This is a genomic window from Paenibacillus sp. CCS19 (assembly GCF_033239625.1).
In the GTDB taxonomy this organism is placed as follows: domain Bacteria; phylum Bacillota; class Bacilli; order Paenibacillales; family Paenibacillaceae; genus Paenibacillus_T.
In genome coordinates this window covers 115,153-139,230 of record NZ_BTCK01000009.1, presented here as the reverse complement: position 1 = coordinate 139,230, position 24,078 = coordinate 115,153, and the positions used below count along the sequence as shown (strand labels likewise).

The 24,078-nt window shown below is 53.7% G+C and carries 20 protein-coding genes; 19 read left to right on the top strand and 1 reads right to left on the bottom strand.

Going from position 1 to position 24,078, the window contains the following annotated elements:
- Positions 1-18 precede the first annotated feature (18 nt).
- The 11 genes from pucL to SBI19_RS09300 all read left to right on the top strand — a co-directional run bounded on the left by pucL (position 19) and on the right by SBI19_RS09300 (position 13,683).
- A complete protein-coding gene (gene pucL, locus SBI19_RS09350) occupies positions 19-996 on the top strand; it encodes a factor-independent urate hydroxylase (protein ID WP_317967300.1) in 978 nt (325 codons plus the stop codon).
- The gene (locus SBI19_RS09345) at positions 993-1,412 is read left to right on the top strand and encodes a hydroxyisourate hydrolase (RefSeq protein ID WP_317967298.1); all 420 of its coding nucleotides are present in this window, start codon (positions 993-995) and stop codon (positions 1,410-1,412) included. The genes pucL and SBI19_RS09345 overlap by 4 nt, the downstream gene beginning before the upstream one ends.
- Positions 1,413-1,418: 6 nt before the next feature.
- A complete protein-coding gene (gene allB, locus SBI19_RS09340) occupies positions 1,419-2,951 on the top strand; it encodes an allantoinase AllB (RefSeq protein WP_317967296.1) in 1,533 nt (510 codons plus the stop codon).
- Complete coding sequence (gene allC / locus SBI19_RS09335) at positions 2,948-4,207, top strand: allantoate deiminase (RefSeq protein ID WP_317967294.1); 1,260 nt, start codon at positions 2,948-2,950, stop codon at positions 4,205-4,207. The genes allB and allC overlap by 4 nt, the downstream gene beginning before the upstream one ends.
- 71 nt (positions 4,208-4,278) lie before the next feature.
- The gene (locus SBI19_RS09330) at positions 4,279-5,463 is read left to right on the top strand and encodes a pyridoxal-phosphate-dependent aminotransferase family protein (protein ID WP_317967328.1); all 1,185 of its coding nucleotides are present in this window, start codon (positions 4,279-4,281) and stop codon (positions 5,461-5,463) included.
- A gap of 26 nt (positions 5,464-5,489) precedes the next feature.
- On the top strand, positions 5,490-6,878 hold the full coding sequence (locus SBI19_RS09325; RefSeq protein ID WP_317967292.1) for an amidohydrolase family protein: 1,389 nt from the start codon (positions 5,490-5,492) through the stop codon (positions 6,876-6,878).
- Positions 6,879-6,911: 33 nt separating this feature from the next.
- Positions 6,912-7,901: an aromatic ring-hydroxylating dioxygenase subunit alpha gene (locus SBI19_RS09320; protein ID WP_317967290.1), complete on the top strand. Its 990-nt coding sequence runs from the start codon at positions 6,912-6,914 to the stop codon at positions 7,899-7,901.
- A gap of 227 nt (positions 7,902-8,128) precedes the next feature.
- Positions 8,129-9,142 carry an ABC transporter substrate-binding protein gene (locus SBI19_RS09315; protein ID WP_317967288.1) on the top strand — a complete coding sequence of 338 codons (1,014 nt, stop codon included), beginning with the start codon at positions 8,129-8,131 and terminating at the stop codon, positions 9,140-9,142.
- A 300-nt stretch (positions 9,143-9,442) separates the two neighbouring features.
- Positions 9,443-11,056 carry a xylulokinase gene (locus SBI19_RS09310; RefSeq protein WP_317967286.1) on the top strand — a complete coding sequence of 538 codons (1,614 nt, stop codon included), beginning with the start codon at positions 9,443-9,445 and terminating at the stop codon, positions 11,054-11,056.
- A gap of 52 nt (positions 11,057-11,108) precedes the next feature.
- Positions 11,109-11,438 carry a VOC family protein gene (locus SBI19_RS09305; protein ID WP_317967326.1) on the top strand — a complete coding sequence of 110 codons (330 nt, stop codon included), beginning with the start codon at positions 11,109-11,111 and terminating at the stop codon, positions 11,436-11,438.
- A gap of 490 nt (positions 11,439-11,928) precedes the next feature.
- Complete coding sequence (locus tag SBI19_RS09300) at positions 11,929-13,683, top strand: cellulase family glycosylhydrolase (protein WP_317967284.1); 1,755 nt, start codon at positions 11,929-11,931, stop codon at positions 13,681-13,683.
- 232 nt (positions 13,684-13,915) lie between these two features.
- Here SBI19_RS09300 and SBI19_RS09295 read toward each other — a convergent pair whose 3' ends face one another.
- On the bottom strand, positions 13,916-14,362 hold the full coding sequence (locus SBI19_RS09295; protein ID WP_317967282.1) for a hypothetical protein: 447 nt from the start codon (positions 14,360-14,362) through the stop codon (positions 13,916-13,918).
- Between the two features lie 228 nt (positions 14,363-14,590).
- On the opposite strand from SBI19_RS09295, the gene SBI19_RS09290 reads away from it, so the two are divergent.
- The 8 genes from SBI19_RS09290 (at position 14,591) to SBI19_RS09255 (ending at position 24,022) form a co-directional block, all read left to right on the top strand.
- Complete coding sequence (locus SBI19_RS09290; protein WP_317967280.1) at positions 14,591-15,523, top strand: hypothetical protein; 933 nt, start codon at positions 14,591-14,593, stop codon at positions 15,521-15,523.
- Positions 15,524-15,827: 304 nt separating this feature from the next.
- Positions 15,828-16,658, top strand: coding sequence for a vWA domain-containing protein (locus SBI19_RS09285; RefSeq protein WP_317967278.1), 831 nt, complete (start codon positions 15,828-15,830; stop codon positions 16,656-16,658).
- 10 nt (positions 16,659-16,668) lie between these two features.
- Positions 16,669-17,442, top strand: coding sequence for a hypothetical protein (locus SBI19_RS09280; RefSeq protein WP_317967276.1), 774 nt, complete (start codon positions 16,669-16,671; stop codon positions 17,440-17,442).
- A 4-nt stretch (positions 17,443-17,446) separates the two neighbouring features.
- Positions 17,447-19,657, top strand: a complete 2,211-nt coding sequence (locus tag SBI19_RS09275; protein WP_317967274.1) for a protein kinase family protein — start codon at positions 17,447-17,449, stop codon at positions 19,655-19,657.
- A 723-nt stretch (positions 19,658-20,380) separates the two neighbouring features.
- Complete coding sequence (locus tag SBI19_RS09270; RefSeq protein ID WP_317967273.1) at positions 20,381-21,175, top strand: ABC transporter ATP-binding protein; 795 nt, start codon at positions 20,381-20,383, stop codon at positions 21,173-21,175.
- A gap of 4 nt (positions 21,176-21,179) precedes the next feature.
- Positions 21,180-22,004 carry an ABC transporter permease gene (locus SBI19_RS09265; protein ID WP_317967271.1) on the top strand — a complete coding sequence of 275 codons (825 nt, stop codon included), beginning with the start codon at positions 21,180-21,182 and terminating at the stop codon, positions 22,002-22,004.
- The gene (locus tag SBI19_RS09260; RefSeq protein WP_317967269.1) at positions 22,004-22,879 is read left to right on the top strand and encodes an ABC transporter permease; all 876 of its coding nucleotides are present in this window, start codon (positions 22,004-22,006) and stop codon (positions 22,877-22,879) included. Before SBI19_RS09265 ends, SBI19_RS09260 begins: the two co-directional genes overlap by 1 nt.
- A gap of 87 nt (positions 22,880-22,966) precedes the next feature.
- Positions 22,967-24,022, top strand: a complete 1,056-nt coding sequence (locus SBI19_RS09255; RefSeq protein WP_317967267.1) for an ABC transporter substrate-binding protein — start codon at positions 22,967-22,969, stop codon at positions 24,020-24,022.
- Positions 24,023-24,078 lie beyond the last annotated feature (56 nt).

Here is a 24,078-nt window from a genome sequence, read left to right as displayed (position 1 = left end):
CGAAAGGACGAGATTGCTATGCGGAAACTACCGTGCGGACGCACGCTCTATTACGGGAAAGGCGACGTGCTCGTTTACCGGACTTACGCTCGCCCGCTTGAAGCGCCGCCGATACCGGAATCGCCTTACACCGAAACGCGCAACGTCATCTTCGCCCACAACGTCAAGTTCGCCGTCAGCGGCGAAGCGCTTCTGACTTCCTTCACCGAAGGGGACAACCGACAGGTCGTTGCCACCGATTCGATGAAAAATTTCATTTTGCGCCAGTCGGCTTCGTTCGACGGGAGCACGACTGAAGGGCTGCTTGCTTATCTGGCCGAACGTTTTCTGGCGGTATATCCGCATATCGACTGCGTGGAGCTGAGCGCGGACCGGATTCCGTTCGAGCCGCTCGCCGTGCCAGGGCCAGGCGGATTCATGAACAACGATCTCGTATACCGGCGTTCCCATAACGACCATGCAAGCGCCGGCATGGAGGTCGTGCGCAATTCGTCGGGCGGCTCGGCAATCGCCTCTCACTGGTGCGGCTTAACGGAGCTGCAGCTCATCAAGGTGAGCGGCAGCTCGTTTGCCGGCTTCATCCGCGATGAATATACGACGTTGCCGGAAGCACAGGATCGGCCGCTGTTTATTTTCCTCGATCTGCAGTGGCGCTACGATGATCCGGAGGAGGCGCTGCAACCGGAGAAGGGGCGCTACGTCCCTGCCGAGCAGGTGCGCGACATTGCGCATAACGTGTTCTACGAGTTCGAGACGCCGTCCATTCAATATTTGATCTGGCTGATCGGCCAGCGGTTGCTTACCCGATTCCCGCAATTGGCGGAGGTGAGGTTCGAATCGAACAATCGGACATGGGAAACCGTCGTGGAGCCAGCGGCCGGCGGAGCGCCGGGCGTGTTCACTGAACCGCGTCCGCCGTTCGGCTTCCAGGGTTTCTCGATGACGAAGGACGATCTGCTCGCCGTACGCGACGATATGTCGGAGGTGTCGGCATGAGCGGGGGGCGGCTGACGACTCATGTGCTGGACGTATCGCGCGGGCGGCCCGCCCCCGGAGTGAAGGTGCAGCTGTGGCGGCTGGACGGAACGCCGCCAGGCGCGTTCGTGACGGAAGCGGTCACCAACGCCGACGGCAGGCTTAATCAGCCATTGCTGGCGGAGGGTTGTCTGGAGTGCGGCGTGTACGAGCTGCTGTTCCATATCGGCGGTTATTTTGGCGGCATAATGGATGCCGAAGGCGAAGCTTGCAGCGGGGAAGAAATCGCAGGCGTGTCCGCCGGCGCGAAGGCGGCCGCACCGGCGCAGCTGCTGGAGCAGGTGCCGGTTCGGTTCCGGGTGACCGATCCGGAAGCGCATTATCATATCCCCCTGCTGGCAGCGCCCGGCGGCTATAGCACGTATCGGGGGAGCTGAAACGACATGGGGGTACTGGAGCAACTGGGGGATTGCTACGATTTGATCATACGGCGAGGCACAGCCGTACTTCCTTCTGGAGCGAAGAAGGTTGACATCGCCGTGAAGGACGGACGGATCGCCGCCGTCGCGGATGCGGATCTCATCGACGGCGCAGGCCGGGCTGCGGAAACGATCGATGCGGACGGTCTGCTCGTCATGGCAGGGATTGTCGACGTTCATGTGCATTTAAACGAGCCGAATTTCGGTCATTGGGAAGGCTTCGCTACCGGCTCGGCGGCGCTGGCGGCCGGCGGTTGCACGACTTACGCGGATATGCCGGTGAACGGAAATCCGGCGACGGGCGATGCGGGAGCGTTGGCATTGAAGGCACAGCTCGCCGAGGGCGCTTCCGCTGTCGATTACGCCTTCTGGGGCGGGCTCGTTCCGGGTAATGCGGACCGATTGGCGGAATTGGCGGCCGCCGGAGTCGTCGGCTTCAAAGCGTTCATGTCGAATCCGGGCGGCGAGGGCGAAGGGCGGTTCCGCGAAATCGGCCGAGAGGCGCTGCGGGAAGGAATGCGCAGGATCGCGGCGTTCGGCGGCCTGCTCGCGCTGCATGCGGAGAGCGAATCGATGACTTCGCATCTTGCGGCGCGAATGGCAGCCGAGAGACGGACGGAAGCGAGGGACTTTGCCGCGTCGCGACCGGCAGCAGCCGAACTGGCTGCGGTTGGCGAAGCGCTTGAGCTCGCTGAGGAGACGGGCTGCCGTCTCCATTTCGTCCACATCAGCACGCCGGAAGCAATTGACTTGATCGCTGCAGCTAAGCGGAGAGGCATCGATGTCAGCGCGGAGACGTGCCCGCACTATTTGACGCTGACAGAGGACGACATGGCGCTCATCGGTCCAGCGGCCAAATGCGCGCCGCCGCTGCGCGACGAAAGCCGAAGGGAGGGATTGTGGTCCCGCCTGATGGTAGGAGCGATCGATCTGGTCGCTTCCGATCATTCGCCGTGCCCGGAATCGATGAAGACGGCGACCGGGCTGTCGTTCTTCGACGCGTGGGGCGGTATCGCCGGCGCGCAAAATACGCTGGAGCTGATGCTTGAGGAAGGGTGGGTGAAGCGCGGCGTTCCGCTGCAGCTGCTGTCGGCGGCGCTTTCGGCCAATCCCGCTCGGCGCATCGGCCTCTATCCGCGCAAAGGCGAAATTTCGGTAGGCTTCGACGCCGATCTGGCGATCGTCGACCCAAACCGATCTGATGTGTTGACTCGCGAGGGACTCTATCAACGGCACCCGCACAACCCGTACATCGGACGCCGATTCACGTGCAAGGTCGTCCGGACGTTGTGCCGCGGGAAGACGGTGTACATGGAAGGGGCAGGCGTGACGCCAGGCAGTGGATTGCGGTTAACGGTTCCGCTTAGAGCAGCGGGAGAGGGCGAAGCTCCGATAGAACATGCGGCAGTTCTCCCGGCGGAAACGCCTGCCCCAGCGAAGCGAATATCCCGACAGGCTTCGCTGCCGTTGCCGAGCAATGAGGAATGGTCGTCATGAGGCCGCCGCTGGACATGTCCGCCTTCGCGGAGCTTCCCGGACTGCTCGATGAACTGGCCGGCTTCGGCGCAGAAGAAGGCGGCGGCGTCACCCGGTTGCTGTACACGGAATCGTGGCGGGCTGCCCAACTGTTCCTGGAGGAGCGAATGCGGGTAGCAGGCCTCGAGACGCGCTTCGACCGCGCGGGCAATCTGTACGGGCGGCTGCTTGGCGCTGACTCGGCAGCGCCGGTCGTGCTGACCGGCTCGCATGTCGATACCGTCCGCTCCGGCGGTCGGTATGACGGCTCCTATGGCGTTGTTGCCGGTCTGATGGCGCTTGCCGCGCTCAAAAGAACCTGCGGCGCGCCACTTCGAACGCTCGAGGTCGTGTCGCTCTGCGAGGAAGAGGGCAGCCGTTTTCCGCTCGCCTACTGGGGGTCCGGGAATGCGACCGGCGTCTATGGCTTCGACGACGGCGAAGGCATTGCCGACGCGGACGGGATTACGCTTGCGGAGGCGATGCGCACGGCCGGCTTCGGCCTAGAGACGCAGACGCCGTGTCTGCGCCGCGATATCGGCGCATTCGTTGAACTGCATATCGAGCAGGGCATTGTACTCGAGCGCTCGGGCCGACAGATCGGGCTCGTGGAGGCGATCGTCGGCCAGCGCCGCTATGCCGTCACGCTGACCGGGGCGAGCAACCATGCAGGCACGACGCCGATGTCGATGCGGGCCGACGCGCTGGCCGGCGCGGTCGAGATGCTGGCGCTGCTCGAGACGCGGGCGAAGGCGGCGGGCGATCCGCTCGTTGCCACCGTCGGCCGTCTCGAGACGATGCCCGGCACGCCGAACGTCATTCCCGGCGAAGTTCGTTTCACGCTCGATATCCGCCATGACAAGGAACTGAAGCTGGAGTCTTTCTGCCGGGATACGCTCGCCGCTTTCGAGGCGATCGCTCGAAGCCGGGGACTCGGTTTCGAGTCGCGCTGCTGGCTGGCGACGAAGCCGACGCAGATGGACGACGGACTGACCGGTCTCCTGGAACGCGCCTGTCTGGCGCGGGCCAACTCTTCGAGGAGGATGGTCAGCGGGGCGGGGCACGACGCCCAGTTATTCGCCGCTGTTTGTCCCGCCGCGATGTTGTTCGTGCCGAGCCGAGGAGGCGTCAGTCATTCATCGGACGAATATTCGACCCCGGAACAGCTGACGGAAGGCGCCGCCGTCCTGGCGGACTGCCTGTACGAATTAGCCTATGGACAGGAGTGGCGGCGATGAATCGACCGTTCGGCCTTGCGCCTTTCAACCGATCTGCCTACGCGGAATTGTCTCCTTCTCCGCGCATCATTATGACGCCCGGTCCCGTCGAGGCTGAGCCGCGTGTGCTGCGCGCGCTGTCGTATCCGATCCTGGGACAATTCGATCCCGAATTCACGCGGCTGATGAACGAATCGATGGAGCTGCTGCGTCATTTGTTTCAAACCAACAACGAATGGGCGTATCCTGTCGACGGCACGTCTCGTTCCGGCATCGAGGCGGTGCTGAACAGTTTGATCGCGCCAGGCGATCGGGTGCTCATCCCCATTTACGGCCGTTTCGGCCATCTGCTGCATGAAATCGCCCAGCGATGCGGCGCTTCTGTGATCGTGATGGAGCGGGAATGGGGCGGAGTCTTCGACCCCGAGGAAATCGCGGCTGCCGTCAAACGGGAACGTCCCGATCTTGTCGCGATCGTGCACGGCGAAACATCGACCGGAAGGTTGCAGCCATTGGAGGGTATCGGTGCAGCATGCCGCGAAGTCGGCGCCCTGTTTGTCGTCGACGCGGTGGCCACGATCGGCGGCGTTCCGGTGGAGACGGACGCATGGCAGCTGGACGCGGTCATCGGCGGTACGCAAAAATGCTTGTCGATCCCGTCCGGCATGGCGCCCGTTACGTATAACGACCGCGCCGAACGCAAGCTGCAGACGCGCAAACGGATCGAACACGGCCTCCGCTCCGGCACCGATGATTCGCCTTCAGTGCGGCCTGTGCAAAGCAATTATCTTGACTTGAGTCAATTGCAGGATTATTGGAGCCCCGCCCGGCTCAATCATCACACCGAAATGACGTCCATGCTGTATGCGCTTCGGGAGGGAGTCCGGATCGCGCTATCCGAAGGGCTGGAGGAGCGCTTCGCCCGCCACCGTCTGCACGAACGGGCGTTGATGACCGGCCTGCGCGCGATGGGACTTGCGCTGTATGGCGATCCCGGCTGCAAGCTGCCCGTCGTCACCTGCGTCAATGTGCCGGACGGCATTGACGGAGAACGGGTGCGCGAACGGCTGCTGCGCGTCTTCGGTGTTGAAATCGCCAGCTCGTTCGGACCGCTGAAGGGGAAAATATGGCGGATTGGCACGATGGGCTACAGCTGCCGGCAGACGAACGTGCTTCATCTGCTCGGGTCGCTGGAGGCGTCGCTGCTTCGCGAAGGCTGGAAGCTGCCGGCAGGCGATGCCGTGCAGGCGGCGCTTGACGTCTACGATTCGGCTTGAACGCCGATCGCCAAGGAGGGATGAGAGTGACCGAGAAACTGATTTATAACGGAACGGTACTGCCGATGGACGCGGCAGGCAGCGTGCTCAAGCCTGGTTACGTGTACGTATCAGGAGACGAAATCAAGGAGGTGGGCCTGTGGAGCCGGGACGACGAACGGCTCCATCGGCTTCGCGACACCTGTTCATACGTCTACGATGCGGAAGGGAAAGTCGTCATTCCGGGACTCGTCAATGCCCACACCCATTTGTTCCAAACCTATATGCGCGGCGTGTCCGACCATTTGCCGCTTGCGGACTGGCTGCGCGAAATCATCTGGCCCCTCAGCCTCGTCATGGAGCCGGAAGATTTCTACTTGGCGGGCCTCATCGGCTGCGTCGAAAATTTGAAGTCCGGCGCGACCTACGTGATGGACCATCATTACATCCATACTTCCCCTGACAATACATCCGGCGTGCTGCGTGCGTTCGTCGACTCCGGCATACGAGGCCATCTCGCCCGAGGCGGTGCTGACCTGTCCGGCGAGCACCGGCTGCGCGAATCGGCAGAGCAGGTATTCGCAGCGACGGACAACCTGCTGGACGATTGGGAAGGCGCAGCATCGGGACGGGTGAGCATCGCGCTCGGCCCGCTCAATTTGTACGGCTGTTCGCACGAATTTCTAGAACGCGCCGCCCGCTACGCAGAGGAACGAAGTCTTATCGCTCATGTGCATGTCGCGGAGACGAGCGGCCAGATCGACAACACGCTGGAACGTTTCGGACTGCGCAATCTCGAGCTGTTGAACGCGGTCGGACTGCTGGGCGAACGTACGCAGGTCGTGCACGGCATATGGCTGGACGACGGCGAGCTGGAGACGATCCGCGCCCGGCGGGCCTCGGTCGTGCATTGTCCGGTATCGAACATGTATCTCGCCTCCGGCGTCGCGCGCGTGCCGGAGATGCGGCGGATGGGCATCAACGTAGCGCTCGGCACGGACGGGCCCGGAAGCAACAATTGCCAGGACAATCTCGAAATGTTGAAGTTTACGGCTTGCCTTCATAAAGTCGATGCGATGGACGCGACGCTGCTGCCGCCGATGGAAGTGCTGCGGATGGCGACGAACGGCGGCGCGAAGGCGATGCGCCGCGAAGCCGATCTCGGCAGTCTCGAGCCCGGCAAGAAGGCCGACCTCGTCGTTGTCGATCTGCTGAAACCGCATATCAGTCCGGTTCACCGAGCTTCCTCCGCCCTTGTCTATAACGCAAACGGCAACGACGTAGAGCTCGTTATGGTCGGCGGTCGCATTGTCGTCGAAGAACGACGGTGCGTCCTCGTAGACGAACGAGAGCTTCTGCGCCGCGCTCAGGCGCGCGTCGACGCGCTGCGCGCGAAGCTGGCGGCGCGCTATCCGGTGTTCAATTCCATTCAATAATTACATATCCCATTGAAGGACGGTGCTTTGCTTATGGAAAGACTGCTCGATCCCGTACTGGAGAACGATTGGCATGCCGTATATTTGTCCTCCGAGCTGAAGGAGAAGCCGATCGGCGTTACGCTGCTTGGCGAGAGGGTGGTGCTTTTCCGGAACAGCCGCGGCGTACAGGCGCTGCGCGACCTATGCATCCATCGCGGCGCGATGCTGTCCAGGGGCTGGGTGAAGGGAGACGAAATCGTCTGCCCCTATCATGGCTGGCGGTACGACGGCGGAGGGCAATGCGTCTGCATTCCGGCCCAGCCGGCCGGAGAGCGGATTCCGCCGCGAGCGAAGACGACAGCTTACGCCTGCGAGGAGAAGTACGGGTTTGTCTGGGTCTGTCTCGGCGAACCGGCAGGCGGCGTTCCTCATTTCGAAGAATTCGCCGATTCCGCCTTCCGTCCGCTGCCCTGCGGACCGTATAAGGTGAAGGCGGCAGGAACGCGGGTTATCGAGAACTTCACCGATTTTGCGCATCTCATGTTCGTCCATCAGGATTTACTTGGCCATCCTGACTATGCCGAGCTTCCGGACATTCAAGTCATCAAGGAGAAGAATCGGATTTATATCGAAAACATTCCGATTTTCCAGCCGGTCGCACATTCGGGCTCGGATAAGAAAGAAGGGACGACGTATGTATATCGCAAGGAAGTGTTCCGTCCGCTTTCCGCGAGGCTCTCAAAGACCGACCCAGGCAACGGCCAAACCTTGTGGATTCTGCTTACTGTCGCTCCGGTAGCGGAGGACGAATGCCTCGTGTTCATGATGGTCTCGCGCAATTACGGGTTCGATGTGGACGACGCGAATTTCATCCGCTTCCAGGATATCGTCTTCGATCAGGATGCGCAGGTTATCGAGTCGCAGAAACCCGAGCTGCTGCCGCTCGATCTGCAGGCAGAGCTGAATCACCGGGTCGATATCTTCTCGGTCGCGTACCGACGCTGGCTGAAAGAACTCGGGGTTACGGTAGGGACTGTCTAATCATTCCTCGCTTAACCATGTCATATATACGTTAAATAAAACGAATCCGAAGTAGTTATATGTAATATATCTCGCAATAAAAGGTGCAATTGACAATCACCCCTCCGAATATTGTGCAGAATTACAAACATTATGTCATGAATATTGACCTTTATATGACATCGACTCTATGATGAGCCTAGAAGGACAAACAAAAATATAGAAGCTTGATGGAGGGGACCATGACCATGAAAACTGTGAATGCGAAGAGAGGCGCCGCTTTAACCGCGATTATGGCTTTATCTGTCGGTCTGATGTCAGCATGCGGCTCGGACAGCAAAACTAGCGATTCGTCTGGCTCAGGAACGAAGGAACCGGTCAAAGCGACGCTCGTGTTGAACTGGTTCGCGGAGCCGGAGCACGGCGGGAATTTCGCTGCGCAGGAGAAAGGCTTTTACAAGGACGGCGGTCTGGACATCACGCTCATGCCCGGCGGTCCTTCGGTTTCCGCCACCCAAATCGTCGCTTCCGGCAAAGCGGAGTTCGGCATGGCGAACGCCGACGACATATTGGTCGCGAGGCAGGAGGGCATTCCGATCGTGGCGATCGGAACGGCTTTCCAAAAAAGCCCGCAGGCGCTCTTCTATCACAAAAATTCCGGCATCGACGGCTTCGGCGACCTGAACGGGCACAAGGTATATGTCGCCTCGACCGCAAGCTTCTGGCTCTTTATGAAAAACAAATATAAACTGAGCGACGCGCAGGAAATGAAATATACCGGGTCGCTTGTCAATTTCGTCAACGATCCGCAGGCGGTCACGCAGGGCTACATCACCTCGGAAACGTACACGCTGCAGCAGCAAGGCGTCGAGTTCGAGACGCTGCTGAACGCCGACTCCGGCTACAATATTTATGCCGGCGTCTACTTTACGACGGAAGACATGATTAAGAAACATCCGGACGAAGTGAAGGCATTCATGACAGCGACCGTGAAGGGTTGGGACTACTACAAAGACCACTCCGACGAAATCAATCCGGCCATTCAGAAGCAGAACCCGGACATGAGCCTCGATATGATGAAATTCAGCGCGGAGAAGGAGATGGACTTCGCGTTCGGCGGCGATGCCGCAACGGACGGGACGGGAACGATGAGCGAAGCGCGCTGGTCGGAACTGCAGCAGCAACTGCTGGATGTGGGAGTGCTGAAGAAGAAGGAAGATATTAGCAGCGTCTTTACGAAGGAATTCTTGCCAGGCAAGTAAATACATGTAGTTGAATGGCTGCCTGCCGGAAGCACCCGCGGGCAGCCGTTTGTTCGTAATGGGGACTTTACGATCGGTGAGGAAGGGTATCAGAAAGATGAGTCGACGGGCAGAGACATTTACGAATACGAATACTAAGTTAATACAGGATAAAAAGAGTCCGTTGCTTGATAACTCAAGCTGCGGGCTTTTTTGGGTTATCAACACCCATATAACCACAAAAAAACTTAGTTTGTTTAATAGACAAACTAAGTTTATGAATGCTATTCTTATGTTAATTGTAGGAAGGAGCAGCCCATTATGGATCTAAATATTAAAAAGGCGGTAGTCGAGGGCAACACCTCGCTTGGCATCGAATTTGGATCAACACGAATCAAGGCTGTACTGATGGATTACAATTTTCAAACTATCGGTTCTAGCAGCTATGAGTGGGAAAACCAATTGATCGACGGTTATTGGACCTACACTCTCAATAATATTATTAGTGGGTTGCAGGAAACCTATCGACAATTAAAACAAGAGGTCGAGAAACGTTACGGCGTAACTCTGCAAAACATCGGTTCAATAGGTTGTTCTGCCATGATGCAGGGCTATATTGCACTAAATCAAGCAGGGGAGCTGCTGGTCCCGTTCCGTACATGGCGCAATGCCACTACAGGTGCAGCTGCATCTGAACTAACCGAGAAATTTCAGTTTAAAATCCCTCAACGTTGGAGCATCGCACATTTGTATCAAGCGATTTTGAACGATGAAGAGCATGTCCGAAACATAAATTATATGACGACGTTGTCGGGTTATATGCATTGGCTGTTGACTGGGAGCAAGGCACTTGGAGTGGGGGATGCCTCTGGTATGTTCCCAATCGATGAATTTACAAAGCAATATAATGAAAGTATGGTGAAGCGGTTTTCCGAGTTAATTGCCGATAAAAGCTACCCATGGAGTCTTACAGATATTTTGCCCAAGGTTTATTCTGCAGGTGAACATGCTGGATATCTCAGTGAAGCCGGAGCCCTTTTATTAGATCCATCAAGCAGCCTGCAAGCAGGTATTCCGTTTTGTCCTCCAGAAGGCGATGCTGGAACAGGCATGGTTGCTACGAATAGCGTTAAAAAGCGTACCGGCAACATTTCTGTGGGCACATCGATTTTTGCCATGTTTGTATTGGAGAAGGATTTAACCACGGTGCACCCTGAGATTGACATCGTGACTACACCGGATGGCAGTCCTGTCGGTATGGTTCTGGCTAACAACTGTTCGAGCGATATTAATGCATGGATCGGCTTGTTCCGAGAGTTCTATGTGGCTATGGGACTGAAGCCCGATATGAATCAGTTATTCAGCGTCCTGTTCAACAAAGCGCTGGAAGCAGACGCTGATGGCGGTGGCTTACTGAGCTACGGATACTATTCAGGCGAGAACATTACCGGGTTTGCACAAGGTCGCCCTCTGTTCGTTCGTTCTCCAGAAAGCCGCTTCAACCTAGCTAACTTTATGAGAGTTCATCTGTTTACCGCGTTTGCTGCACTAAGACTCGGGATGGATATTTTGACACAGAAGGAACAGGTGACGATTGACCGCATTCTGGCGCATGGGGGATTGTTCAAAACGCCGATAGTCGGTCAAAAAATGTGTGCCGCAGCACTGAATATCCCTGTATCCGTTATGTCTACGGCTGGAGAGGGCGGTGCATGGGGAATGGCCGTTCTGGCATCCTATATGGTTATGAAGGAGCCGCACGAGGGATTGGTTGATTACCTGACCACTAAAGTGTTCAAAGATGCAGAAGGACAAGAGGTTTATCCTGACAGCGCAGATGTGAGAGGCTTTGCCTTGTTCATGGAGCGTTACAAGGAAGGGCTGGCTATTGAGCAGGCAGCGATAGATCATTTTGCGGAAAATAGGAAGGAATGAGAAGCGCGCAACTATGGAGATTTCGCATATTGTAGTTAAGCCCGATACTTAAATCAGCAGTCAGGATGCCGAGAAACAATCGAAGTTTTACGCAGACGTGTTCAGGTGGGAGTTGCGGCAGCCCAACTGGGGCTATTACCCTACGAAGACAGGACCGTCTACTGAACCGGGCATCGACGGCGGTATCGCGCAGGGTCCGTCCCAGTTTCCGGTAGGTGTGCGTCTACAGATTCAAGTGGATTCCATTGATGACTCGATCGCCAAGGCGGTCGAAAATGGGGCGACAGTCGTACAGGAGAAAATGGATTTTGGCGACTTCGCGCTTGCTTACATTATCGATCCGCTTGGCGTTCACTACGGACTAATCGAAAATAATAAGTAACAGCAATAGACAAACCATCCTGATCAAGGGTGGCTTTTTCATCTTTGAAGTTGGCGAACGGGTTAGTACCTTTAAACCCGATGATGAAGTTTACGGAAGACCCCGCAAAACCGAATCGGAACATTATCCGAATTTATTGCTGTTCATGAGGAAGATATTTGGCTGAAATCAAAGAATCTAACCTTTGAAGAAGCAGCAAATGTTCTAAAGTTGTTCTTGTCATTAATGTATCAAAGTTCTTGTCCTCTTAGTTTCTCAAGAGTAGGTTGTCTTTATTGTGCTATTCAGTTGACTCGATAATGAAGGTTACCTTCTATCATTTCCTGTATAATCCAGAATGGAAGTCAGGTACAAATCATCTCAGTTTTAGGGGAGGGGATATAGGGTAAGCTTGAGGTTCGTAAAGCCATTTACGAAAACGTTTTCTTTCGCCTCGCTTCATATCAATTCGAGAGATAGAGCAATATGACACTGACAGGAGGAATTTCTAATGATAGGATCACAGAGAACACAATTCATGAAAAGAGTGACGGTATTTGTGATGACCATATGTTTGATGGCTGCATTTGGGTTTGACGGTTCGAAGCCCGCATCGGCAGCAGCGGCATCGCCGTCGCAGGCCTATGTCGAAGCAATGGGCAAAGGCTTGAACGTATTTAATACCTTTGATAGCTTCAACTCAAACGATATCTCGCTATCCGATGAGACTTCCTGGGGGCAGCCGAAGGTAACGCAAGAGTTGATTGCGGCAGCCAAGGCCAAAGGCTTCAATAGCATTCGCATCCCCATGACCGCCTATACCAGATATACAACGGGAGCCGACGGACACTACGTCATCGATTCCGCATGGCTGGCCAGATATAAACAAGTAGTGGATTGGGCCGTTTCCGCAGGATTTTATGTCATGATCAATCTGCATCACGATTCCTGGATCTGGCTTAAAGACTGGGATGGAAATACGGCATCCGAGGAATATAAGCGATATGTGGATTTGTGGACGCAGCTTGCGGAATATTTCAAGGACGAACCCAATACCGTATCCTTCGAGACCATAAATGAGCCGCAATTCGCAAGCGATACCGGAACCGTCACAAAGCAGGAAAAATTGAATAGGATCAACCAAGCTGCCTATCAAGTAATTCGCAGTTCGGGTGGCAATAATGCAACAAGAATGGTTATTATTCCGACTTATGAAACAAATAGTGCTGAGGATAAAACCCTTGCAACCTACAACTTTATCACCGGCCTGAATGATCCGAACATTATTGCTACCGTTCATTATTACAGCGACTGGGTGTATAGCGGCAATCTGGGCATTACAGGTTTTGACGAACAGCTTTACAAAGACTCCGCTCAAACGCCGAGATCCAATACGGATCTGTTCTTCAACACCTTGAATAACACTTTTATTTCGAAAGGCATCGGGGTTGTCATCGGCGAATATGGCTGGTTATCTTCCGATGAAGGCGCTGCAGCCAATCAGTCTGGCGAAAAGCTGAAATATCTGGAATATTTGAATGCCATGGCTTCGAAATATAGAGTCAGTACGATGATTTGGCCGCCTGCATTCGATCGGGTTGCCCTTTATGACTGGAATTATTTGATCGGGTCAACGATTAAAGCATCCGTTCAGGGACAACGTTCCTCCTATTCGACAGGGTTAAACGAAATCTATATCAAAGAAAAGGCTGCAAGGGATATTCAGATTCCGCTTACGCTTAACGGGAATGCCTTTAAAGGCATCGCAGGATTGAAGAAAAGCGATTATTCCTATAATGCCAAAACCGCAACCCTTACGCTTTCCAAAAAATTCATAAACGAGAAATTCACAAAGGGTTCATACGGCCTCATTGCGGATTTGGAGCTGCAATTCTCAGCAGGCGCCGCATGGCATCAATATATTATCAAATATGCAGCGCCGGTATTTCAAACCGCTACAGGCACGACAACATCCGGAATTACAATTCCGGCAACCTTCAACGGTTCCAAGGTGAAACGCGCTTCTGCCTATGATGCATCCGGCAACAGAATCGGCCCGAATTCCTGGTTCCCGTATATGCAGTTTGGCTCCGAATTTAATGCGAACTATACCGAAGGTACGTTCAGTATCCAAAGCAACTTCTTTAACAATTCCGTATTGGATGGAACCATCAAGATCACGATCGAATTCTATGATGGACAGGTCATGAACTATGCCATCCAAAAGAGCGGATCGAATGTGACCGGGATCGGGGTAATTTCCTGATCCAGGTTACTGCAGATTCCGCGACGAGTATATACCATCAGCAAAACAACATGGAAGTAAATCCCCGATCCTTACTGGCATTGGGGATTTTTTTGTGCTGCGGATGGAAAATTTGATAAGTTAAGGGAGATAAGCTACCTTTTCCATCCTTAAGAACTCAATAAGTGAAACAGCGGCAGTCCAGGACTTATAGAGTCCTAAACTGCCGCTGCACGGAGCCATTCAACGATCGTTAAAAGTCCGAATAAGCTGCTGCATTAAAGCTTTCCGGACCGACCCGAGACGGCAGCGTGCTGCTGGAGCTAATGAATGCGGAATACGTAAGCTGGTTGTTAAGAGGAGCCGGGACGTTGTAATCCGATCCTGTAGCGGTCATAGGGATAATAAGAGGCCCGGCTCCCGGTGCCGTTGCCGGTACGGTTAGATTAGCGGAGAACACCACGGGATCCGATATCAAGGTTCCTCTTACCACATGGAATAAGATAGGCATATTTGTTACGCCGCTGCCTGGAAACGAGATGGTCGCAGTTAAAGTAAATTGAACACGTATAATTCCGCCTGGATTTACGCAATCCAACCCCACTTGTCCAAATAATACAGGAACAAGCGAGATCGGCGTACTGATCGATTGTTGAAAACTGGCATTTTGCGATGTTCTGGCATCTAGTAATCTTGGCATTAAAATCACTTCCTTACTTTCAAGCTACTCTATTATATGAAGCCTAGTGGGACAAGGTGCGCTGCTTGCGGAAGGCGGGTATAAGGCTTTTTATTGTTTGAAGGTGATGGTATCGATAAATCAGAATAACGGGTCTGTGCCCGAATGCAATTTATGCCGTCGCCAATCGACGAGGGCACGCATTTCCTAAACGGTGAAATCAAATCCATTAATAGGGGATGTTGAGAATTGCCTTTAACAGTTCCTGTCGTCGGCATTTTCACAAACGGTGCAGCGTCAAGCGCTACGCGAGCCCAACGTGCCGCAAGACTCGATGATGATATCGCCCGAGCAAACGAAACTTGGGGAAACGACTGCGGCTTGAACTTTGTTGTATTAAGACGGTTTACATTGAATGTAGAAATAGACGCCGATAGTGTGATGGACGTTACAGATCAAAGCATTAGCGATGCAGTAGATGCTGCCAGAAGAAGAACAAACGATGCAACAGCCATCTATGTCGTTTATTTAAGCGGAAAAAATTTTGCCCCCGACGCCGACGGCAATCTTCCCGACGGCAAGGGCATAGCCTTGTTTAGTAATTTCCGGAGCACTACCGATTACGATTTATACGGACAAGTGGCGTTGGCGGACGGAGCTCTCAATTCGAATATATTTCCGCATGAGGCCGGGCATGGCTTATTCCTCCGCTTTACGGATCCCGACGATATAAACAGTTTGACAGATGTTGACCCTTCAAACCCTGGAGGGGATGGACACAGCGACGACCCTCAAAATCTTATGTTTCCTATAGTCCCGAGAAATAATCCGCTCATTAATGCAGATCAATGTTCAGTAGCTAGTCAAAGCAAGTTGATTATAGAAAATGCTGCGCAGAATGGTGGGCGGGCCGGTAGAAATCGAAAACGGAATGGTGGGCGGGCTCGCAGAAAACGGTTGAAAAACAAGCCGCAAATGGTGAAGAGATTCAATAAAATCATTGCCATGATGAGAAATTCCGCAAGATCGGACAAATGTGCTAGACGACAAAAGACTCGCCGCCGTCGCTCAGCGAAGGCGACATGTCCGGTTTGTTATCGCTCGAAAACCAACACTGCCGTTAAAATGAAATCAACAAGACCGAACGCATTCCGCCGCAAAAGCGCGGCTAAGGCTAGGTAAAGAGACGTTAGCGAATATCCTGAACCTATAGAAGGCATCCTCCCATTAGAAGTCGCATAAGTTGCGGCTTTTTTTATTATGTCATCAAGTTCTTGTCAAAGTGCAATGACAAGGACTTGGTGACATTCCCGACGGAGTGCAGTTCGTGATTATGGCGGTACCCTCGGTACCAATTGAAGGATTTGCATTCAAGGGCAGGCCGGCATGCGTGGTGCTCTCGCACTTCGAATCTGCTTTATTATTGTCAATACTTGATCCCCTCTCGAATAGGAATACACATGTACCTATTGTAAGGGGTGAGCGCATGTATTCAGCTGAAATCAGCCGTTCGAATCCATCGTGTATCTTGTTTATTATAGACCAATCCGGATCGATGTCCGATCCGTTCGGGGCGAGCACGAAGTCCGAGAGCGTCTCGGACGCCATTAACCGGTTATTGCAAAATCTCGTTATCAAATGCGCGAAGTCGGAAGGAATACGAGATTACTATCATGTGGGCGTAATTGGCTATGGCGCTGGTGTCGGTCCTGCGTTCGGAGGTGCTTTGGCGGGGAAAGAAGTGGTGCCGATTAGCGAAATTGCCGATAACCCGTCAAAGCTCGATAAGCGTTTGAAAAAAGTGCCTGACGGGGCAGGAGGACTGGTTGATCAACTCGTCAAGTTTCCAGTCTGGTTTGAACCCGTAGCAAACGGAGGCACGCCGATGTGCGAAGCGATCAGAACGGCTCATACCGTTCTGACTCAATGGATCGGTGAGTACACGCATTGTTTTCCACCGGTTGTCATTCATATCACGGACGGGGAGTCGACCGACGGCGATCCGACACTTGAAATGGAACAACTAAGAGCGCTATCGACGGATGACGGAAATGTACTGTTATTCAACCTGCACATTTCCGCTAGTCCGAGCGCGGTGGAGCTCCGCTTTCCGGAAACCGCAGATGCGCTGCCCGATGCGTATTCCAGGATGCTTTACAATGGCTCAAGCACGCTGACGCCTTTTATGATCCGCGTCGCCAATCAGGAATACGACATGAATCTTTCTGATGGATCGAGAGGCTTCGTGCTCAATGCGGATTTAACGCTCGTGATCCAGGCGCTTGATATCGGAACGCGTCCGGCCAACTTGCGGTAGGGCTTCAGTAATGCGAATCGAAAGCGAATGTTTTTGGATGCCGAAGGCAGGAAATCGCAGCGATGAATACGAGGATGCCTCCCATAGCAGCACACATGTTCACAAGGAGACGACCATTTGCAGGTTCGCCATAGCCGATGGGGCTAGCGAGTCCTCCTATGCTGATCTATGGGCGAATTTGCTCGCAAGCGGTTATTGCTTTGGCAGATTCAGCGGTATGCAGATCCATAGATCAGTCTCCCCCTTATCGAAAGCTTGGCAGAAAAAAACGAACGGCAAAAATCTCCCTTGGTATGCACAAGAAAAGCTCAGCAGCGGGGCGTTTTCCACATTAGCGGGGATCACGTTCCGATTCTCGATGGATGCCGAGTCCGCGGTATTCGACGCGATCGCGGTTGGCGACAGCTGTATTTTTCATGTGCGTGGGGATACGATGATCGCCTCGTTTCCTTTAAGCACAGCCGATGATTTTGGGCGTCGACCGGTTCTCATCTCGAGTAACGCGGCCAATAACGACCAGCTTCAAACATTTGTTCACCGATGGAGCGGCACCGCCGAAGCCGGAGACGCATTCTGGTTGATGACCGATGCCCTAGCCTGTTGGCTGTTAACTCGTTACGAGGAAGATCGCAGCGTGATAAGGCTATTACATACGCTAGCCGGCGAGCGTGACTTTAACCATCTCGTGCATGAAGAAAGGCGGCGGCCTCACCGCGATGGCTATTTCTATCTAAGGAACGATGACGTTACGTTCCTTCGTCTAAAACTAGTTAAAGGGAAGTGAGGCGATGTTCTGGCCCACTCCGCAGGATTATAGGGAAGCAATCCAAAATCCGCGCATCTGCTTCAAGGACCCGGATCTGCAGGCCGGCCTCCCTGAATTGGATAAGCTTGGTCTGCCCCGTCCGATATCGGGAAGCTTCGCCAGCGTATATAGACTGAAGTGCGGTGAGCGAGAGTGGGCGGTCAGGTGCTTCACTACCAATGTAAAGGATCAGAAGATCCGTTACGATGCCATCAGCTTGCACTTACGCACTAATCCTCTTCCTTATCTCGTCCCATTCGAATACCTTTCCGAAGGCATCAACATTAACGGCAAGTGGTTTCCGGTCGTGAAAATGCAGTGGGTGGAAGGGGAATCGTTGCTCGATTACATGGGGCAAAATTTGCATCGTGCCGACCTGCTGCAAGAGCTCTCCGATAAATGGATCATAATGACCCGCGAGCTGTGCTCAGCCAATATTGGGCATGGCGACTTGCAGCATGGAAATATATTGATCAGTAACAATGAAATCATTCTGATCGACTACGACGGAATGTATGTCCCCGCTTTAACCGGCATGCCAAGCAACGAGCTCGGACATCGAAACTATCAACACCCTGGAAGGAATGAAGAACATTTCGGCCCCTACATCGATCACTTTTCGGCATGGGCAGTTTGGATATCGATCACAGCTGTAAGTGCCGATCCCTCACTATGGCATTCGCTTGAAGCGGGAGAGCTGGAGGAATGCCTCCTTTTTCGTCGGAATGATTTTGTTAGTCCAGATACATCACGGGCGTTCGAATTGCTGGCGCTTGCCCAAAAAGAAGCGGTACGAACATCAGCAAGCTTACTTCGCGCATTCGCGACAGGGGAAGTGCCGGAGGTACCTAGTCTCTCTTATCCCGAGACGGAGGAGAAGGCGGCGCAGCCTTCAAGCCCCCATATCTCGGCGTTCTCTTTCAATACGGTATTTAGAACTACAAGAACTGCACTAGCCGTCTTGTTTGATCGGCTCTTCAAGCGGAAGGCGAAGGAGGTTGCCGCCATACCGCTGCCGGAAGCTTCGTATTCTGGTGGAGCATCGTGGGTCTTGGACCATATTGCGTTGGAAGCGACGCCGCACAAGCAGCGATCAACGTATTTGTTCTTGGCGGAAAGCATCATTTCCTACCTGATTGTACTCGCAGCAGCGACAACCGCGGCTATAACGTACAGCAGTGCCTCGGTCGCAGCGCTACTCATCTGTTCGATTGCAGGTCTCGGAACGGAGTTGGCCTTTTTAAGGTGGCGTTATGATAAGGCCCCCTCCGTGCAGGAGAAGAGAGCCATTTACGAAAACGTAAAGAGGCTTGAGCTTGTCTTATCCGAATTGAGAAGCGAACTGAATGAATTGAACGAAATGAAGCGAAATTTTTGTCGAATCCAAGAGGGCTTGATAGAGGATTGCGTACAAAGGCTCGAAGAAGCGGCTTATCGGGAAAGGCATGCAACGGAAGCGGCGGAGAAGGAGCTTCATATCCATTTAAGCGGGTTAGCCCGCAAAAGACAGAACATGGACCAAGCGGAAAAAACGGAGCTATCCAGAAAACTGGCCTCGTTTCAAAAAACATGGCTGGAAGAGAAAATAATCAAACATAAGATTAGCCAGGAAAAAATTCCGGAAATCGACGATGAAATGAAACGACGGTTAAGGGCGAACGGTATTCGTACGCCGGCCGATTTTATGGACTTTTCGATCAATCAATCCTACGGGCGTAAACAAATCGATAAGGCCTATTTGATTTTAAAAAACGGAGGTTCGGTTCATGCAGGCATGAGCCGAGCTCAAGCAAGGGCGCTGGTCGATTGGAAAAGAAAAATCGAACGCAGTTATCGAACTAAAATTCCTGCAGTCCTTCCTCGCAGTGATATCTCTGCCATAGCATTAAAGTATAAGGATCGGAAGTCACAATTAACCGATGCGGAACAAACGCATAAAACCTTAGCCGAGGAAAGGTTAAATAAAATCAAGCAGGATCACCATCCTGAGCTGGATTCCTTAACGAAGGAAGTGGAGGCTGCCAGAATTCGGCTTGAGATTGAGCTTCATCACTTTGATAGGCAGATCGAGGAACGAGGTATACGCCATTCCGACACAGCGGAGGAATATCGCGATCTAAACAAACGAATGGCAGCGTACATGGATGTTCATTTTGCAAGTTACGTAAAGCAAGTATTCCTTTTTCGAAGGTAAGGATGGATGTCGGATGACAAGAACATACAAGCTTATGAAGCCGCATGGTTTGCGGCTTTTTTTATTTTATCGATTATATGTTATTGTCAAAAGTCTCAAAGACCATAATGTAAGAATACCTAACACAAAATATCTATTTCCACTGCAGTCGAAGGATTGAAGTTGACTTATGTAATGAAACATGACATAGTTTTTATATCAATGAGGGAGAGAGAGGGCCTTCATCACGAGGGGGTAGGGAGAATGAAAGGACGATTACCAAAACATGTTCTATGAGCAGTTGGCTTTTTTTCGATATCAGATACGAAAGCTTATTCGTTTCAGCGAGAGGCTGCTAGAAGTAAAGGGATTACACCTCCATATCACTAATTGATGTTATCGATCATGGGTTTCCCAGATCGGGATTATACCTCGCCTAGAGAATTGGCTGAACACCTTCAAATTACACCTCATGCTTGAACCGATTATATTGAGAACTCGCTTTTCGGACACCTACCAAATATGCAGGACGGCATTGCAAATGAGCTTGTTGTCATACATAAAATCGATGCCGATTATTTTTGCTTGAACAATGCTTGACTCCACGCATAAGAAACAACCTACTCTTCCACTTCCCGCTTTATCCATCCGGATGTCTAAATCGCAACCCAACGGCAAGATCGTACTTATTGCAACAATCGAATATTAGGCTGATTAAACTAATGCGGCGTAGGAGGGGTGCTGATGGCAGTCGTATCTACAATCCCGGACTCGGTGATTCAATCAGAAATCGAGCTTACCAATGTCAGCATGCGATATCAGGCATCCTCGGATGATCTGGCCCTGCAGCAGGTAAGTCTCCAGATTCAGAAGGGCGAGTTCGTCTCGCTGCTAGGACCGTCAGGCTGCGGCAAAACGACGCTGCTCCGTCTGATGGCAGATCTCATTCAGCCTACGAGCGGGACGATAACGGTCGCGGGCGACACAGCCAGAGAAGCGCGGCTTGCACGTAAGTATGGCATCGTCTTCCAGCATCCCACCTTGTACGATTGGCGAAAGGTACGTCACAATGTCATGCTCCCGCTAGAGCTTGCGGGCATGCCCAAGCCGCTTCGCAAGAGGCGCGCTGATGAGCTGCTCGAACTGGTCGGGCTCTCGAGGTTCGCTGACCATTATCCGTGGCAGCTATCCGGCGGCATGCAGCAGCGTGTCGCCATTGCGAGGGCGTTGTCTATGGAGCCGGAAATTCTGCTCATGGATGAGCCGTTCTCGGCGCTGGATGAATTCGCGCGGGAGCGACTGAACGAGGAGCTGCTGTCGATCTGGAGCAAGGTGGGCAGCACCGTCGTCTTCGTCACGCATAGCATCCCCGAAGCGGTGTTCCTATCCGACCGGGTATTCGTCCTCTCGCCGCATCCGGGCCGTCTGTCGGCAGTCGTTGACATTACGCTTCCAAGACCCCGCACGGCTGAGGTGCGCGGGAGCGAAATGTACTTCCGGCTCATTGCCCAAATCCGCCACAGCTTCGAAGGATGGTGAGCGGATGGAGGACAGCATATGGAAATCAATCCGCATTCGGAAGGCGGTCGATTCACTCCCGATCCTCGTCTGGCTGCTTGCTGTGGTGACGATATGGGAATTGACCTCTTGGCTGCTTGTGTCGGCACATGTTCCATTGGCACAATCGAAGCTGCCTTATCTCCACCGGGTATTGGAGGCTTTCATCGATTATTGGCCTTCGCTATGGCGGGAAGGGCGAACGACCTTCGCTAATGCAGGGATCGGGTTCGCGCTGGGCGGTCTGGCAGGGGCCGCGCTAGCGTTGTTCATGAGTATGTCCCGCTGGATGGAGCAACTGGCTTTCCCATATGCGATTGCCTCTCAGATGATCCCCATATTGGGACTTGCGCCAATTCTATATGGGATCGTCCGCGATGAAGCTGCCGCTCGTATGCTGATCGCAGGCTATATCACCTTCTTCCCAGTCGCGCTCAATATGCTATGCGGGCTCCGCAGCGTCTCTCCGTCAGCATTGTCTTTGATGCATGCTTATGGCGCCGGATCTGTTGCGTGCTATTGGAAGCTCCGTATCCCGGCCGCGCTGCCAGGCTTGTTCACCGGATTAAAAATCGCCGCGCCGCTTGCCGTAACCGGTGCGATTCTGGTGGAGCTGATGGGGGCACAGCACGGAGTAGGCGTCATTATGCTCCGCAATCTCTATTATGGCCCGTCTCATGTGTACTTGTTCTGGTCGACGGTCGCGCTTGGCGCAATGCTTGGCATACTTGCGTACGGCATAATCAGCGCAGCGGAGCGTCTGTTTACGCCGTGGCAGCCTGAATTTCGCGTTAAAGGGGGAGGAGCCTGATGGAGCTGCCATCCGCTGGCGAATCCGAACAATCAGCAATCGTGTACGAGACGCCCCTTGCACGGCTGCCGCTTCAATCCTCCAACAATCGCGGCTGGCTGAATGGATCGGCTTCGGCTGCCCAACGCATAGCCATTCCACTGCTAGCTTTCGTGCTGCTGCTGACACTTTGGCAGTTGGAGGCGCTGCACCGGCTGCTGGGTTTGCACACCTATCAGCTTCCGCTGCCGTCCGTTATCGCCTCTGCGATAAGCGACAATGCTGCGCTGCTGCTCGATTATGCGGCTTATACGCTGACCGAAGCTGTGATTGGCCTGCTGGCTGGTGCAGCAGCTGGATTTGGGGTCGCACTGGCAGCAACCGCATGGCCAAGATGGGGCGCACCGGGGATCGTGCTAGCTGCTGCGTTGAACGCCGTTCCGATTGTGGCGCTTGCGCCCATTATGAACCTGTGGTTCGGCGGCGGCATCGGTTCGCGCTCAGCTGTTGTGGCGATCGGCACGATGGCAGTCATGGCAATCAACGCGCATAAGGGGATGCGCAGCATCGACCCGCTCGCTATCGATTTAATGCACAGCTATGCCGCGAGTAAACGAGAGATATTCCTGTATCTGCGTCTTCCCGCGAGCCTCCCCTATATTGCCACTTCGTTCAAGATCTGCACGACGGCAAGCATGATCGGCGCTATCGTCGGAGAATTTTTCTTCTCCTCGAAGGGGCTTGGTTATCTGCTCTCCAACTCTATCAAAATCGCCCGTATGCCGCTCGGCTGGTCCTGCATCGTCATTGCCGCTGCCGCAGGCGTTTTGTTCTATCTGCTCGTTGAATCACTAGAGCGTCTGGCGTTACGCTGGCATCCATCGCAGCGGGATTAGTCCGAGGTACGGTTTATATAGAATCCCCGCAGGTCCCCTCCAGGGAACTGCGAGGTACATTTGCCGTCGATAAGGAGAGGGTAGGAGATGGAGAAAAGAAGAGGAAACTTGCAGAGGACCATATTGGCTTGGAGCATGATAGCGCTCCTTGGACTGCTTGCAGCCTGTGGAGACAATGACACTAGCAGGGAAGACGGCGAGGGCGGCAAAGCATCAGATCCGGTAACGGTGAAGCTGCAGCTGAAGTGGGTACCGCAGGCCCAATTCGCCGGCTATTACTTAGCGCAGGACAAAGGCTATTACGCAGACGAGGGACTTGAAGTGGAAATTGTGCCTGGCGGACCGGATATCGTGCCGGAGCAGCAAGTAGCGAATGGCGCTGCGGATATCGGAGTTGACTGGGTCGCCAGCTTGCTGGCAAGCCAGGAGGCAGGGCTTCCGATCGTCGAAATTGCACAGGTGTATCAGCAAAGCGGTCTGGTGCTCGTGTCCAAGAAGTCAGCGGGAATCGAGACGCCTGCGGACCTTGCAGGCAAGAAAGTCGGCAACTGGATGGGCGGCAACGAGTTTGAGATACTCGCGCTGTTCGACAAGTATAAACTTGATCCGAACAAGGATCTCTCCTTTGTCAAGCAGGGCTTTACGATGGACCAATTTCTGGGCGGGCAGCTTGATGCGTCATCCGCGATGACCTACAACGAATATCCGGTCGTGCTGGAGCAGGGCATTAAGGCAGAAGAGCTATCGATCATCGACATGAATAAGGAAGGCGTTGCGATGCTGGAGGACAATTTGTTCGCGAACCAAGATTGGCTGGCAGCTAACAAGGAGACGGCGGTGAAATTTGTCCGCGCATCGCTCAAAGGCTGGAAGGATGCGATCGCAGATCCGGATGCGGCTGTCGACAGTGTCATGAAGGTCGCGGAGGAAGGATCAACGACGCGCGATCACCAAGTGACAATGATGAAGGAGGTCGCCAAGCTCGTCGCACCGGAAGGCTTCGACCTTGCCAAGCTTGGCGTCATCGACGAAGCGAAATTTAAGCAGACGGCGGATATCGCTCTTCAGTTCGGCGTTATCAAGCAGCCGGCCGATCTTGCCACGGCCTATACAACAGAGATAGTTGAGATGGCGGGCAAGTAGGCGCTTTATCCGACATAAGTTAAAGTAGACAACTATCATAACCGCTGGTAAGCGCG